This is a genomic window from bacterium SCSIO 12696 (assembly GCA_024397955.1).
GTDB lineage: Bacteria > Pseudomonadota > Gammaproteobacteria > Pseudomonadales > Porticoccaceae > SCSIO-12696.
Genome location: CP073744.1, coordinates 2865740 through 2878973, shown reverse-complemented (window position 1 = coordinate 2878973; position 13234 = coordinate 2865740). Strand labels below are relative to the sequence as shown.

The 13234-nt window shown below is 52.7% G+C and carries 16 protein-coding genes; 6 read left to right on the top strand and 10 right to left on the bottom strand.

Annotation, left to right across the window (positions count from 1 at the left end; translation table 11 throughout):
• Positions 1 to 62: 62 nt before the first annotated feature.
• Positions 63 to 1994, top strand: coding sequence for a 1-deoxy-D-xylulose-5-phosphate synthase (gene dxs / locus KFE80_13280; protein ID UTW45310.1), 1932 nt, complete (start codon positions 63 to 65; stop codon positions 1992 to 1994).
• A 169-nt stretch (positions 1995 to 2163) separates the two neighbouring features.
• On the opposite strand, the gene ruvC is transcribed toward dxs, so the two are convergent.
• The 4 genes from ruvC to aspS form a co-directional block, all read right to left on the bottom strand.
• Positions 2164 to 2685, bottom strand: a complete 522-nt coding sequence (gene ruvC / locus KFE80_13275; GenBank protein ID UTW45309.1) for a crossover junction endodeoxyribonuclease RuvC — start codon at positions 2683 to 2685, stop codon at positions 2164 to 2166.
• Positions 2686 to 2791: 106 nt separating this feature from the next.
• Entirely contained in the window at positions 2792 to 3037 is a 246-nt protein-coding gene (locus KFE80_13270) for a hypothetical protein (GenBank protein ID UTW45308.1), read from the bottom strand.
• A gap of 63 nt (positions 3038 to 3100) precedes the next feature.
• Positions 3101 to 3847 carry a YebC/PmpR family DNA-binding transcriptional regulator gene (locus tag KFE80_13265; protein UTW45307.1) on the bottom strand — a complete coding sequence of 249 codons (747 nt, stop codon included), beginning with the start codon at positions 3845 to 3847 and terminating at the stop codon, positions 3101 to 3103.
• A 15-nt stretch (positions 3848 to 3862) separates the two neighbouring features.
• Positions 3863 to 5638 carry an aspartate--tRNA ligase gene (gene aspS / locus KFE80_13260; protein UTW45306.1) on the bottom strand — a complete coding sequence of 592 codons (1776 nt, stop codon included), beginning with the start codon at positions 5636 to 5638 and terminating at the stop codon, positions 3863 to 3865.
• A gap of 345 nt (positions 5639 to 5983) precedes the next feature.
• Here aspS and KFE80_13255 point away from each other — a divergent pair, with 345 nt between their 5' ends.
• A complete protein-coding gene (locus tag KFE80_13255) occupies positions 5984 to 6394 on the top strand; it encodes an HU family DNA-binding protein (protein UTW45305.1) in 411 nt (136 codons plus the stop codon).
• 97 nt (positions 6395 to 6491) lie between these two features.
• Here the strand turns inward: KFE80_13255 and KFE80_13250 are convergent, their stop codons facing one another.
• Both KFE80_13250 and KFE80_13245 read right to left on the bottom strand, forming a co-directional pair.
• A complete protein-coding gene (locus KFE80_13250) occupies positions 6492 to 6683 on the bottom strand; it encodes a DUF1289 domain-containing protein (GenBank protein UTW45304.1) in 192 nt (63 codons plus the stop codon).
• Positions 6680 to 7312, bottom strand: a complete 633-nt coding sequence (locus tag KFE80_13245) for a CoA pyrophosphatase (GenBank protein UTW45303.1) — start codon at positions 7310 to 7312, stop codon at positions 6680 to 6682. Before KFE80_13245 ends, KFE80_13250 begins: the two co-directional genes overlap by 4 nt.
• A 65-nt stretch (positions 7313 to 7377) precedes the next feature.
• Between KFE80_13245 and KFE80_13240 the strand changes: the two genes are divergently transcribed.
• Entirely contained in the window at positions 7378 to 7962 is a 585-nt protein-coding gene (locus KFE80_13240) for an NUDIX hydrolase (GenBank protein ID UTW45302.1), read from the top strand.
• Positions 7963 to 7969: 7 nt separating this feature from the next.
• On the opposite strand, the gene KFE80_13235 is transcribed toward KFE80_13240, so the two are convergent.
• Positions 7970 to 8986, bottom strand: coding sequence for a M23 family metallopeptidase (locus KFE80_13235; GenBank protein ID UTW45301.1), 1017 nt, complete (start codon positions 8984 to 8986; stop codon positions 7970 to 7972).
• Between KFE80_13235 and KFE80_13230 the strand changes: the two genes are divergently transcribed.
• Complete coding sequence (locus KFE80_13230; protein ID UTW45300.1) at positions 8985 to 9326, top strand: hypothetical protein; 342 nt, start codon at positions 8985 to 8987, stop codon at positions 9324 to 9326. The two genes, KFE80_13235 and KFE80_13230, sit on opposite strands and share 2 nt — an antisense overlap.
• A 110-nt stretch (positions 9327 to 9436) precedes the next feature.
• Here the strand turns inward: KFE80_13230 and KFE80_13225 are convergent, their stop codons facing one another.
• Together KFE80_13225 and KFE80_13220 are read right to left on the bottom strand one after the other, a co-directional pair.
• Complete coding sequence (locus KFE80_13225) at positions 9437 to 9964, bottom strand: NAD(P)H-dependent oxidoreductase (protein ID UTW45299.1); 528 nt, start codon at positions 9962 to 9964, stop codon at positions 9437 to 9439.
• Entirely contained in the window at positions 9964 to 10392 is a 429-nt protein-coding gene (locus KFE80_13220) for a VOC family protein (protein ID UTW45298.1), read from the bottom strand. The genes KFE80_13225 and KFE80_13220 overlap by 1 nt, the downstream gene beginning before the upstream one ends.
• Before the next feature lie 120 nt (positions 10393 to 10512).
• On the opposite strand from KFE80_13220, the gene soxR reads away from it, so the two are divergent.
• Positions 10513 to 10956 (top strand): redox-sensitive transcriptional activator SoxR, encoded by a 444-nt coding sequence (gene soxR / locus KFE80_13215; protein UTW45297.1) that lies wholly within the window; start codon positions 10513 to 10515, stop codon positions 10954 to 10956.
• Between the two features lie 14 nt (positions 10957 to 10970).
• Here soxR and KFE80_13210 read toward each other — a convergent pair whose 3' ends face one another.
• The gene (locus KFE80_13210; protein UTW45296.1) at positions 10971 to 12320 is read right to left on the bottom strand and encodes an amino acid permease; all 1350 of its coding nucleotides are present in this window, start codon (positions 12318 to 12320) and stop codon (positions 10971 to 10973) included.
• A 360-nt stretch (positions 12321 to 12680) separates the two neighbouring features.
• On the opposite strand from KFE80_13210, the gene KFE80_13205 reads away from it, so the two are divergent.
• Positions 12681 to 13232 (top strand): TetR/AcrR family transcriptional regulator, encoded by a 552-nt coding sequence (locus KFE80_13205; protein ID UTW45295.1) that lies wholly within the window; start codon positions 12681 to 12683, stop codon positions 13230 to 13232.
• Positions 13233 to 13234: the final 2 nt, after the last annotated feature.

Below are 13234 nucleotides of genomic sequence, written 5' to 3'. Positions count from 1 at the left end.
GCTAACTTGGTCAAATTAATGTAATATTGCCGACCTGTTTGAAAGAGTGCCCCAACACGGCAATGGCAAAGAAATTTACCGACATTCCTCTGACCCGCCCCACTACCCCGCTGCTGGATAGCAGTGGGGAGCCAGCGCATTTACGCAATTTCAGCGAAGAGCAGCTGCTGCAACTGGCGGACGAGCTGCGCGCCTATCTAATGTTTACTGTGGGCCGTACTGGCGGGCATTTCGGCGCGGGCCTGGGTGTGGTGGAACTGACCATCGCCCTGCACTATGCCTACAACACCCCTGTGGATCGCCTGGTATGGGATGTGGGCCACCAAACCTACCCCCACAAAATCCTTACTGGCCGCCGCGAGCAAATGGATGGCATCCGCCACAAAGGTGGCCTATCCGGCTTCCCCAAACGCAGTGAAAGTGAATACGACACCTTTGGTGTAGGGCATTCCAGCACCTCCATTAGCGCCGCCTTGGGTATGGCTCTGGGTGCGCAAATGGCTAAAGAGCAACGTCGCACCGTGGCGGTAATTGGCGATGGCGCGATGACCGCCGGCATGGCGTTCGAAGCACTGAACCACGCTGCCCATACCGACGCGGATATGCTGGTAGTGCTCAACGACAACAATATGTCCATCTCCCACAATGTGGGCGGGCTGGCTACCTATTTCTCGAAGATATGGGCGAGCCGGTTTTACAACACCATTCGCGAAGGCGGCAAAAAAGTCTTAAAAGCCATTCCCTCAGCGGCCGCGTTTGTGCGCCGCACCGAAGAGCACATGAAGGGTATGGTGGCTCCAGGCACGTTATTTGAAGAACTGGGCTTTACCTACATCGGCCCTATTGATGGCCACGACCTGCCACAGCTGATTCACACCATCGAAAATCTGCAACACTTGACCGGGCCGGTATTACTGCACTGCATTACCTGCAAGGGCCAAGGGTTTACACCAGCGGAAGATGACCCGGTGGGTTACCACGCGCTCAGTAAAATTGAGCCAACCCCGGCGCTGGAGCCCACTGAAAGTCCAGCACAACCACGCAAACCCGCGAAGAAAAAGTACCAAGACATTTTTGGCGACTGGCTTTGCGATATGGCCGAGCAGGACGAAAAATTGGTGGGGATTACCCCGGCCATGTGCGAAGGCTCGGGCATGGTGGAATTTTCAAAACGCTTTGCAGATCGTTACCACGATGTCGCCATTGCCGAGCAGCACGCGGTTACTCTGGCCGCCGGAATGGCCTGCGAAGGCCAGAAGCCCGTAGTGGCCATTTATTCCAGCTTTTTACAGCGTGCCTACGACCAGCTGATTCACGATGTGGCCCTGCAAAATCTGGATGTGACTTTTGGCATTGATCGCGCCGGACTGGTCGGCGAAGACGGCGCTACTCACGCAGGCAGCTTTGATCTCAGCTACCTGCGCTGCGTACCCAATATGCTGGTGATGGCACCGTCTGACGAAGACCAGTGCCGCCAACTGCTGTATACCGGCTTTATTCACAAAGGCCCGGCCGCAGTACGTTACCCTCGAGGCACTGGTCCCGGTGTTGCCATCCAGCAACAAATGACTGCTCTGCCCATTGGCCGCGGTGAACTCAAGCGCCAGGGCCGCAAAGTGGCCATCCTCAATTTTGGCACCCTGCTCCATCACGGCTTGCAGGCGGCGGACAACCTCAACGCCACTGTCGCTGATATGCGCTTTGTGAAACCGCTGGATGAAGAGTTGGTTGCACAACTGGCTATGGATCACGATCTGCTGGTGACCCTGGAAGAAAACAGCATCCACGGCGGTGCCGGTGCGGCAGTCAGCGAATACTTGGCCCAGTCCGGCGTGGTGATGCCAGTGTTACATCTGGGCTTGCCAGACAGCTATATTGACCACGCCAGCCACAGCGAGCAGTTAGCTCAAGTGGGTTTGGACGCAGCGGGCATCGAGCGGGCCATTGAGGCGCGCTTGCAGTTGCTGGATGGGAAACAATCGGCGGCGCTGTAGGGTGGATTAGCGCAGCGTAATCCACCAAATGCCAGCACTGTCTACTGTCATTCTGAGGGAACGCAGTGACCGTGAGAATCTCAGGGGCGGCTAGTCGTGAGATCCTCACGTCGCCCCTTTTTCATAAATGAAAGGGCTCCTCAGGATGAGGTTATGCATAAGCACACCGTCACCTATTCCTCCCCCGCGCATACCGACTTACCCCCGCCATATTCGCCTGAGTGCGGCTGCTTTGCGCGTGGCACAAGGCTACCGCCAACGCATCGGCGGCATCTTCTTTGGGGGTGGCGGAGAGTTTTAACAGGCGCACCACCATTTCCTGCACTTGCTCTTTGGTAGCCGCGCCAGTGCCCACAACCGCCTGTTTCACGGTGCGGGCAGAGTATTCACCCACAGGAATATCCGCATTCATACCCGCCACAATAGCGGTGCCACGGGCCTGACCCAGCTTGAGCGCCGCGCGGGGATCTTTGGCAAAAAACACCTCTTCCACCGCCATTAAATTTGGGGAAGTCTCAGCAATAATTTCGCTGACACCGGCGTAGATGATTTTTAATTTTTCCGGCAGGCTGGCCTGTGGTGGCAGTTTGATAATACCGCTAGTGACGTAACTTTCCCGAGAACCCGCCACATCAATCACACCGAAGCCGGTGCGTTGGGAACCTGGGTCAATACCGAGAATACGGGTCATAACGTGAGAAATGGGAGACAGGAAACGAGAGACGAGGATACCTTAACGGTATCCAGAACGAAAACGGGCAGCCGTTGGCTGCCCGCTTTAAACATCGAAGAGAAAATTACTCTTTCGCGTCCTCTTCAGTAGCCTCTTCTTCAGCAACAGCTTCTTCAGTTGCTTCTTCTGCTACCTCTTCTACTGGCTCTTCCGCAGGAGCGGCAACAGACAGTTTGATCAGCTCTTCCGCCAACAGGATTTTGGCTTTCTCTTCACCATTGATCCACTTGCTGTCGGCGCCTTTTACGGCGTAGCGCTCATTGCGCTTTTGGAAGATAGTGTAATCAGCAGTTTTCTTGATGGTTTTCATGTTGTTACCTTTTTAAAAGTCTTTGGTTAAATGTTTCAACGCTAGCCATGCCAAGCAAGGCTCTTACTCCATTTCCGCCAATACCGATTCCGGAATATCCGCGTTGGTATAGACGTTTTGGACATCGTCCAAATCTTCCAGCATATCCACCAGGCCCATCACCTTTTCCGCACCAGACTTGTCCAGCTCAACACTGGTGGAAGGCTGCATGGTGACTTCCGCATGCTCTGGCGTCAGGCCGGCGGCGACCATGGCATCTTTTACCGACAGAAAGTCTTCCCAGGCGGTGACCACATCGATGGAGCCATCGTCGTTGGCAACCACATCGTCAGCACCGGCCTCCAGGGCCAATTCCATAATCTGGTCTTCATCAGCACCTTCGCCATAGCTGAGCTGACCGATTTTAGAGAACAGGTAAGCCACCGAACCGTCGGTGCCGAGGTTGCCACCGCGCTTACTAAACGCATGGCGCACTTCCGCCACGGTGCGATTGCGGTTATCGGTCAGGCATTCCACCAACACCGCTACGCCACCAACCCCGTAACCTTCGTAGGTGGCCGCTTCGTAATCATCACCATCACCGGTGCCAGCACCGCGAGCGATGGCTTTGTCGATGGTGTCTCGTTTCATGTTGGCGCCCAGCGCCTTGTCAACACAGGCGCGCAGGCTGGGGTTATCTTCCGGGTTGGGGCCACCGGCTTTGGCGGCAACCACCAGCTCGCGAATAATTTTGGTAAATACCTTGCCCCGCTTGGCATCCTGAGCCGCCTTGCGGTGTTTGATATTGGCCCATTTACTGTGACCTGCCATTGTCAAAACCTCCGGTTATGCTTCAGTTACCTTCTCACGAAGGCGAATATTAAGTTCCCGCAACTGAGTATTTTCCACCAAGCCCGGTGCGTCGGTCATGGCGCAGTGGGCAGTCTGGGTTTTCGGGAAGGCGATAACATCGCGAATGGAATCAGCACCCACCATCAACATAATCAAACGGTCGAGACCAAAGGCGATACCGCCGTGGGGCGGACAGCCGTAGTTGAGAGCGTCAAGCAAGAAGCCAAATTTCTCTCGGGCCTGCTCTTCGCTGATACCCAGAATGCTCAGCACTTCAGACTGCATCTGCGGGTCATAAATACGAATGGAGCCACCGCCCAGTTCGGTACCGTTCAACACCATATCGTAGGCGCGGGACAGCGCTTCCGCCGGGTTGGCCTTCAGTTCTTCCAGCGAACAGGACGCTTGAGTGAATGGGTGGTGCAATGGCGTTAAGGCACCACCATCCAGTTCTTCAAACATGGGGAAGTCCACCACCCACAGGGGTGCCCATTCGCGGGTATACAGATTCAGGTCTTCACCCAACTTGCAGCGCAGTGCGCCCAGTGCATCGGACACGATGTTGGCTTTATCTGCACCAAAGAAAATAATATCGCCGGACTCGGCACCCAGGCGCTCAAGGATTGGTTCGCAGTTCTCTACCCCCAAGTGTTTAACGATGGGCGACTGTAAACCGTTTTCCAGATCGTCGCGGTCGTTGACTTTGATCCAGGCCAGGCCTTTGGCACCATAGGTGCTGACAAATTTGCCATAGGCATCCACCTTTTTACGGGCCAACTGCTCGCCACCCTTGGGTACCTTAAGAGCCGCCACGCGACCTTTCGGATCATTGGCCGGGCCAGAGAACACTTTAAAGTCGACGTCTTTAACCAGGTCTTTGATTTCCACCAGCTCCAGGGGAATGCGCAGGTCCGGCTTGTCGGAGCCGTACTTTTCCATGGCCTCGCTGTAGGGCATGCGTGGGAAGTCACCCAGTTCAATGTCTTTAACATCGCGGAACACGCTGCGAACCATGTCTTCGCTGAGGCCCATAATGTCGTCTTCTTCAACGAAGGCGAATTCCATATCGATCTGGGTAAACTCTGGCTGGCGGTCGGCGCGCAGGTCTTCATCGCGGAAGCATTTGACGATCTGGTAGTAGCGATCCACACCAGACATCATCAACAGTTGCTTAAACAGCTGCGGCGACTGCGGCAGAGCAAAGAACTTATGCTCGTGGGTGCGGCTGGGCACCAGGTAGTCACGGGCACCTTCCGGAGTGGCGCGGGTGAGCATGGGGGTTTCCACATCCATAAAACCGCGGTCAGCCAAGTGGCTGCGGATGGCGGTGGTGACGTCAGAGCGGAACTTGAGGTTGCCCAGCATCTCCGGGCGACGCAAATCCAGGTAACGGTACTTCAGACGCACGTCCTCACCCACCTTATGGTGCTCGTCCAAGGGAAACGGAGGCGTTTCCGAGCTGTTGAGAATGCTCAGCTCGCTGGCGAATACTTCGATCTCGCCGGTTTTCATATTGGTGTTTACGGCAGCGGCATCGCGAGCACGTACCTTACCGGTCACACGAATCACGTACTCGCTGCGCAGGCGTTCAGCAGTGGTAAAGTGCTCACCACAATCCGGGTCGAACACCACCTGGGCCACGCCTTCGCGGTCCCGCAGGTCAATAAAAATCACGCCACCGTGGTCACGACGGCGATCCACCCAGCCACACAAGGTGACTACTTCGTCAATATTGGTTTTGTTGAGGGCGCCACAATAACCGGTGCGCATAATCGATTCCCGCTATTCTCTGAATAAAGTGATAGTGAGCAGACCAACTGGCCATGCAAAAAGCCGGGCATTATACCCTAGGGCCCAGCGACATGCACCGCCGCAAAAAAGCGAACCCGGAAAAACAATAGCGATCACAAAAAACTGACAAAAACCCCTATTTTTAAGCGCTTTACGGTTGCCTGCACCTTAACGATGCTTTATATATAGGCTCGGCTGCAACACGAACTGTGAGTGTACTTAAAAGCGTTTATGGTTCACCCCCGCTCTAACCCCTGCATGTGTTGCGATGTGCCACAGAGTCTGCACCAAACTCAACACCAACAACGAATAAAGGATAGTGAGATGGCCGCCAAAAAAGCCCCTGCAAAGAAAGCCCCTGCTAAAAAACCTGCTGCGAAAAAGGCTCCCGCCAAAGCCGCAGCACCTGCCCGCAAGGTAACCGCCGTTAAAACCCGCTACACCAAAACCCAAATTCTTACCGAAATCGCTGACAACACCGGCCTGAGCAAAAAAGAGGTTGGCGCAGTACTGGACGAGCTGGGCGTGGTGATTGAACGTCACATCAAGAAGCGTGCTGTGGGCGAATTTGCCCTGCCCGGCCTGCTGAAAATCAAGACGGTTAAAAAGCCCGCCCGCAAAGCGCGTAAAGGCATTAACCCGTTCACCGGTGAAGAGACGACCTTTGCCGCTCGCCCAGCCAGCACTGCCGTAAAAGTGCTGGCACTGAAGAAACTCAAAGATATGGCGAACTGATGTTCTCGTAGTATTAGAGACAAAAAAGGCGGCATTAGCCGCCTTTTTTGTTGTCCGGACTTTAACGTCTCACATCTTCCGAGTCTCGCCTGCTTTCTTAGGCGAAAGGATTGGCTTGGCGCGATCGCAACATGCTCTTCTTCAACACCTCTTTGCGCTCGACATTATCCATCGCCATCCAGCCACGAATTTCATCGGCAGTACGATAGCAGCCCACACAAACATCATCGTCGTCCAAAGCACAGATAGAGATGCAGGGGGAGTTAATGGGTTTTTCGTCGTTACTCATGATGAATGTTCTGGCCAAGTTTGGGGGAAGTTTTTAATGGCCGGGTACTTTAACCGGATACCGGCGTGAAGTGAACAATTGAGAAACTCTACCAACAACGCCAGGGTAAACCCCCAGATGGTGTACTCCTGATACTGATAACAGGGCAACGAGTAGTCTTTGCCGTTGATATCAAACGTCGCACGAGTCAGGTTGTTAGTATCCAACAAATACTCCAATGGCACACGGAAGATAGCGTCCAACTCCGCCAGTTCAGGGATTAGTTTTGCATCTGCGGCGATGCGGCCTACAAAGGGTGTCACCCTGACCCCGAGACGAGTATCCCTTGGCGGCAAGGTAGCGAACAACTTTACGTCGTTTGGCGGCAAACCAATTTCTTCGTGGCTCTCTCGCAGGGCCGTATCCAGCAAACTGCCATCCTGCGGCTCCCACATACCACCGGGCAGCGCCACTTCGCCAGCGTGGTCGTTGAGATGGCGCGCTCGGCGAGTCAGTATCAATTGAGAACTTGGCTCTTCAGTTAACGCCAGTAATACTGCCGCCTCACGCTCATCACCACCTTCTGGTTGTGCAGCTTGCACCGGCAATTGTCTTAAATTTTGTGTAATGGTAGTCAGCATGGGATCCATTGAATTTATAAGCTCTTGTATACTGTCGACCAATACTCGTTTAACTGAATACAGGCCGGGCTACTATGAACTACTGCAGTAACTGTGGACAACCGGTTAGGCTCACCATTCCCGAAGGTGACGATCATGAACGTCATGTTTGCGACAGTTGCGACACCATTCACTATCAAAATCCGTTGATTATCAGCGGCTGCCTACCCGTTTACGACGATGGCAACGAACAGCGGGTACTGCTGTGCAAACGCGCCATAGAGCCCCAGGCAAATAAGTGGACGCTGCCTGCAGGCTTTATGGAAAACGGGGAAACCACCGAACAGGGCGCTGCCAGAGAATGCTGGGAAGAAGCTCGAGCAAAAGTAGAGATTGGCCAGCTATACACCATGACCAGCATTCCGGGAGTCAATCAAGTACATCTGTTTTTTCTGGCTCAGCTACCCAAGCCAGATTTTGACATCAGCCCGGAAAGCCTGGAAGTGGCCTTATTCCGCGAACACGAAGTGCCTTGGCACGACATTGCCTTTACGTCCGTAAAGGTCACTCTTCAAAACTACTTCCGGGACCGGGTTAAGGGGCAATTTCCTCTGAGATCTGGCTGGACTGGCCCCACCGAATGTGGTCGTTGGAAGTGGACCAATCACGAAGACACGTAGCTCGACCTTATTGACAGCCGCTATCTACCCAATCGGTGGCATTTCCCAAAGCATCTACAGCTCGTGCGCGCACGCACAAGTCCGCCGCGTTCATAACACCAGTCAGCTCATTAAACGTAACTTCCAAACGATACTCAGAGGACGTCGATGTAAAGCGTTGCGGGGCAATGGTCAAACCATTGAAAAAGCCAATCTGCGAATCACTGGGCAATTGGGCATCCAGGTGTACATGGGGGTCGTAAGACGCAGGCAGCAAAAGATGAAATGGACTTTGGTGCAAACCGCCAGTCTGAAACACTGACCAGGGAAATAACGAACTGTCTTTGTACGTGTACTGACGATTGAAAAGCTGGGTATCAAAGAACGGGGGATTGACCTGGTAAGGAACACTTTCCGGCGTATTGCCTTGCGGCTGATGTTGGGCCTGAGCCACCAGTACAGAACCGCCGCCGGATTGGTTCTCGCGCACTTCCACTTCCAGCCTATTGACATCCAACTCCACGCCGTTGGTTTGCTCAACACTGACCGTCACAACCGGAAGCAGCGGATTGGCACTGTCTACCGATTCAATAGTCACCAACATATTGGCTGCACCGGTATCGTCGTACTCCAAAAACGCCAATGGATGGCGACAATCGCGCTGCCAATTACTGCGGATATCGTGATTGCCCGGTGCCTGGCGAATTTCAAAATGCAGATGCGCAAAACCGCTGGCACTGGCTCCGCTGTAACCCAACATCTGACCCTGAACCACCTGCTCACCAATACTTACTACAGGGCTATTCACATGCAGGTAGACACTGCTGATGCACTTAATAGCATCGCAATCATCCGTGTCTGGATCGTAGTGACGAACCTGAATCACACTGTCCGCAAAAGCGGGATCGGCACCAGCTTTAATCACCTCACCAGCAGCAATGGCGAAAAGCGGTGTATTTTGATCCGTTGGCAAATCAATGCCACGATGAAAATCGTAGCGCAACCCCTGGCTGGCCAGCTGGCGAGGGCCAAAAGTGCTGGACATGGGAGAGTCATCAAATGCTGCCGTCAGTCGATCACTGGGACAATCATCCCCTACCATCCACCCAGCTGGCGGGTTTTCGGAAATGCGCCCGCACAAGGGCCAGGAAAATTCCGCTGTCGCTACCGGAGGTGGATTGCCACCACCGGGAGGTGGTGGAGTAGGCGGCGGTGGCGCTGGAGAGCTCGGCGAGTTAGAAGAACCGCCGCCACCGCCACAAGATATTAACAACAAGCAAAAAGCAGCGCCCCAAAATAAACGTTTACTCAATAAACCGCTAACCATAGATGTCAGTTTAGAACGCCGCAGGCCACTAATCCAACAATTCCAGATTACTTATTAACGCGGCAATAGAATGTATGAAGTGTTAATAACCCGGCATATGGATGTGCCGACCCCGACAAAGTCGGCACGAGCACAGTAAAATCAAGAAACTTCACGCAATTTGCCAGGTTAAGAGTTCAGCTTCTCTACCGCCGCCAACAACTGAGCGTTGATTTCCGGGTTGGTGATTTCATTTGCCTCTGCATCAAAATTATCCTGAAATTTTGGCACTGAAACGGCTGCCACTACCTCAGCACCAAAATGGGGAGCTGACGATTCCGCCAATGCCAAAACGTTTTTTGCGCCACCCGGCCCCGGAGAAGTGGCCAGCAGCAAAGTGGGTTTACCCTGAAACACCTTGCGCTCTGCCCGGGACGCCCAGTCAAACAAATTTTTGTAAGCCGCAGTATACGACCCGTTGTGTTCGGCATGAGAGATAACCAGTGCATCTACTGAGGCGATTTTGTCGAGAAAGTCCCGAGCCAACTGCGGTTGCCCTAATTCGGCCTCACGTTCCGGGCTAAACAATGGCAGTTCGTAGTCGTGAATATCCAGTACTTCTACGGTTGCACCCTGTACAAGATTGGCTGTGTAAGCCGCCAGAACTCGGTTAATAGACTGCTTGCTGTTACTGGATGAAAACGCTAAAACTCTCATTATTCTTCCTCTGTGCTCAAATTACGCTCGGCAGGTAGGTCGCTCAAATATTCCACAAACTCTACTTCAAAACCATCGGGGTCAATATAGTAGATGTTTTTGCGGTATGGCTCATCAGAGCCGTCTTTATCCACATCAAAGCCCGCGTTTTTCATGCGTTTAATAAGGGCATCCAGGTCGTTGGTTTCAAACGCAAAATGCGCCAAACCCACCTGATGACCCTGCAGATTGCGGTTCTCTCCCTCGCCAAATTCATTCAACGCCAGGTATTGATAATCGTCACCAAAATGCACCCACTTACGGGGCTTTCCGTACCATTCGCCGCCACCCTGAGTGCGCACGCCCCAATGGGGAAAAGCCGCTTTGTAAAACGCCATGGATTGATCCAGGTTTTTGATCACCAAGTTAATATGTTCTATACGAATCATTGCTCTCTCCTCCGTGGTCGTTGATAAAGTGAGGCCACTATAAAACCTCAACCTAACTTGAGGTAAAGAGGATTTTTGACTATGGTTTTGATTGGGAATCTTTATGGTGAAATAACCGTTATGAACGACAGTAACTGGACCGTGGGCAAAGTCGCCAAACGTTGCGGGGTGAAAGTCAGCGCCCTGCATTTTTACGAACAAAAAGGGCTAATCCAAAGTTATCGAAATAGCGGTAACCAGCGTCGCTATAAAGCGGATGTGGTAAGGAGGGTATCCTTGATCAAGGCGGCACAAAAGGTAGGCTTTACTCTGGAGGGGATCAAGCAAACCTTTGACAGCCTTCCCGACAGTCGCACCCCGACCGCCAGCGACTGGAAAAAGCTGTCAAAAGAATGGCGAGAAGATTTAAACAATCGCATCGCCTATCTGGAGCGGTTGCGCGACCTGATTACCGGCTGCATTGGCTGCGGCTGCCTGTCGATGAAAAGCTGCCCCATTTACAACGAAGGGGATAAACTAGGCACAAACCATAAAGGTCCCGTGATACTAGACGAAATCACTTAACCCTGCCCTATCCACTAGCGTTTGGTCATCGTGTAAAAGACAAAGCCCAGCAGGCTCCAGCCAATAAATATCAGCCACTCCCAGGGCCAGACCAATGCCGAAGGGCTGCCTGGCAAGTACAGAGCAACCAGCCCAACCGCTGCTGCCAACGCAAGAAAGCCCACGGTATTGCCATACTTGAGCTTGTAAGGGCGCTCCATCTCTGGCTCGTTTTTCCTAAGCACCAAAAAGGACAGGGCCACAAAGCCATAGGCAATCACAATACCCAGGCCACCGGCATTCACAAACCACACCAGTGCTTTACTGCCCAGTAATGGTGCCAACGCGGAAAGCACACCAATCAACAAAATGGCGTTAACCGGAGTATTGTGTTTTGGGTGAAGGTACGCCAAAAAACCGGGCAACTGTTTGGCTCTGGCCATGGCGAAAATAGCGCGGCTGCCGCCCACCATAAACGCGTTCCAACTGGTAATAATTCCGCCAACACCGGCAATCACCAGAAAGGTACCCGCGAGCTTGCTGTTCCAGCCCGCCTCGCTGGCTGCAGCGGTGACCAGTTCAGCATTGGCTATTTGCTCAGCCGGCAACGCCAGGCTGACACTGAGAATAATCAAAACATACCAGGCAACCGCCAACGCCAGTGCCGCCAACAGAGTTTTGCCGATCTTCTTGAACGGCAGATTAATTTCTTCCGCCGCTTGAGGTATCACATCAAAGCCCACCAGCATGAAGGGCACCATAATAATGACCGCACTCACCCCGGCAAAACCATCGGCAAATAGCGGTGTCAGGTTTTCAGTGTTACCGCCCACCACGGATCCGGTCATCAGCATTAGCCCGCCAGCAATCAGCAGCGTTACCAGAACCGTTTGTAAAAACGCCGCCGGTTTTACACCAAAAATATTGACCACCGTAACCAACACCGCCCCCAAACTGCCAATAAGCGCCCACGTAAAATAGACGTCCGAGCCGGCGATTTGCCACAGGTGCCCAAGATGCTCAAAATCAAAAATATGATCTAGCACTGTTGGCAGTGCGACCGCCTCAAAGGCTGATACAGAAACATAGCCGAGAATAATGGTCCAGGTACAAATAAAAGACCCAAAATTCCCTAACGCCCGGTGGCTGTACACATGCTCACCACCGGCCTTGGGCATAGCCGTAGCCAGCTCCGCATAGGTGCAGGCAATCAGGCACACCAGTGCACCACCAATAACAAACGCAACAACGGCACCCAATGTGCCTGCGGTTTCAACCCAGTCGCCGGCCAGTACCACCCAGCCCCAACCGATCATTGCGCCAAACGCCAAAGTCAACGTATCTCGGCCATTCAGCACCCTGGAAAATTGATTTTCCTGCACCATTTTCTGTTCCTGTGATCAACTGTATTCAATACTTGCCTTACACCTATCGCGGCATTGGCCAAGCATAAGGTGACAACTGCCTCGTTTCAAAAATTGTTTGGATGCGTTTACTGCAAACCCAAAGAGGCGGTGGCAAATAGCCTCTGCAACCTGATTAACGGCGCTATATCGACAGCTGACATGAGGGTCGCGTCGAGACCCAGCTCCATATAGCCAACAGCAGTGACTAACGATGTACACTATTCTAATTTCTTGTCAATTTATCATTGACAGCAGCACCTATATTGGCAATATCACTATCGATTCAAGTGGCTGTTTAAGCTCACTCTCACCTTACTTTTAAATTCTTTGAGAAGAACCATGAAAAGCGGTATCAATAAAGAGGCACAGATGGCGAAGGACGTATTAATTGCCTTTGCTCAAAGGGGATTCCAAAAAACCTCCATGGAAGATATCGCTCGCGCTGCAAGCCTGTCCAGACAGTCTATCTACAAGAAATTTGGCTCCAAAGAAAAGTGCTACCAATGGAGCATACGCACCTACCTTGCCAATATGTACACACAAATTTTTGCCACCTTGGGCAGTAGCGACGACAACTCCCTCAGCACGCTGCTCAACGCATTTGACATATCCATGGGCGAATCCATTGATGTGGTCAGCAATCCCAACGGTACCGAAGTGATGGATGATGTACTGGAGGAAACCTGGGCATCTGAAGAAGACTGGCCATTGCGATATCGATCACGGCTCGCTGAATTCCTTGAACAGAACAACTACGCACCTGGGAACAGGGCCGACGGAGTTGCATTTGCACTCATATGTTCTGCAAAAGGCCTGTTACTGGAAGAATCGTCCAGAGAAAAATTTCTGGAAAAAATGACATTAATTATCGAAAGCATCACCGCCCAATAACC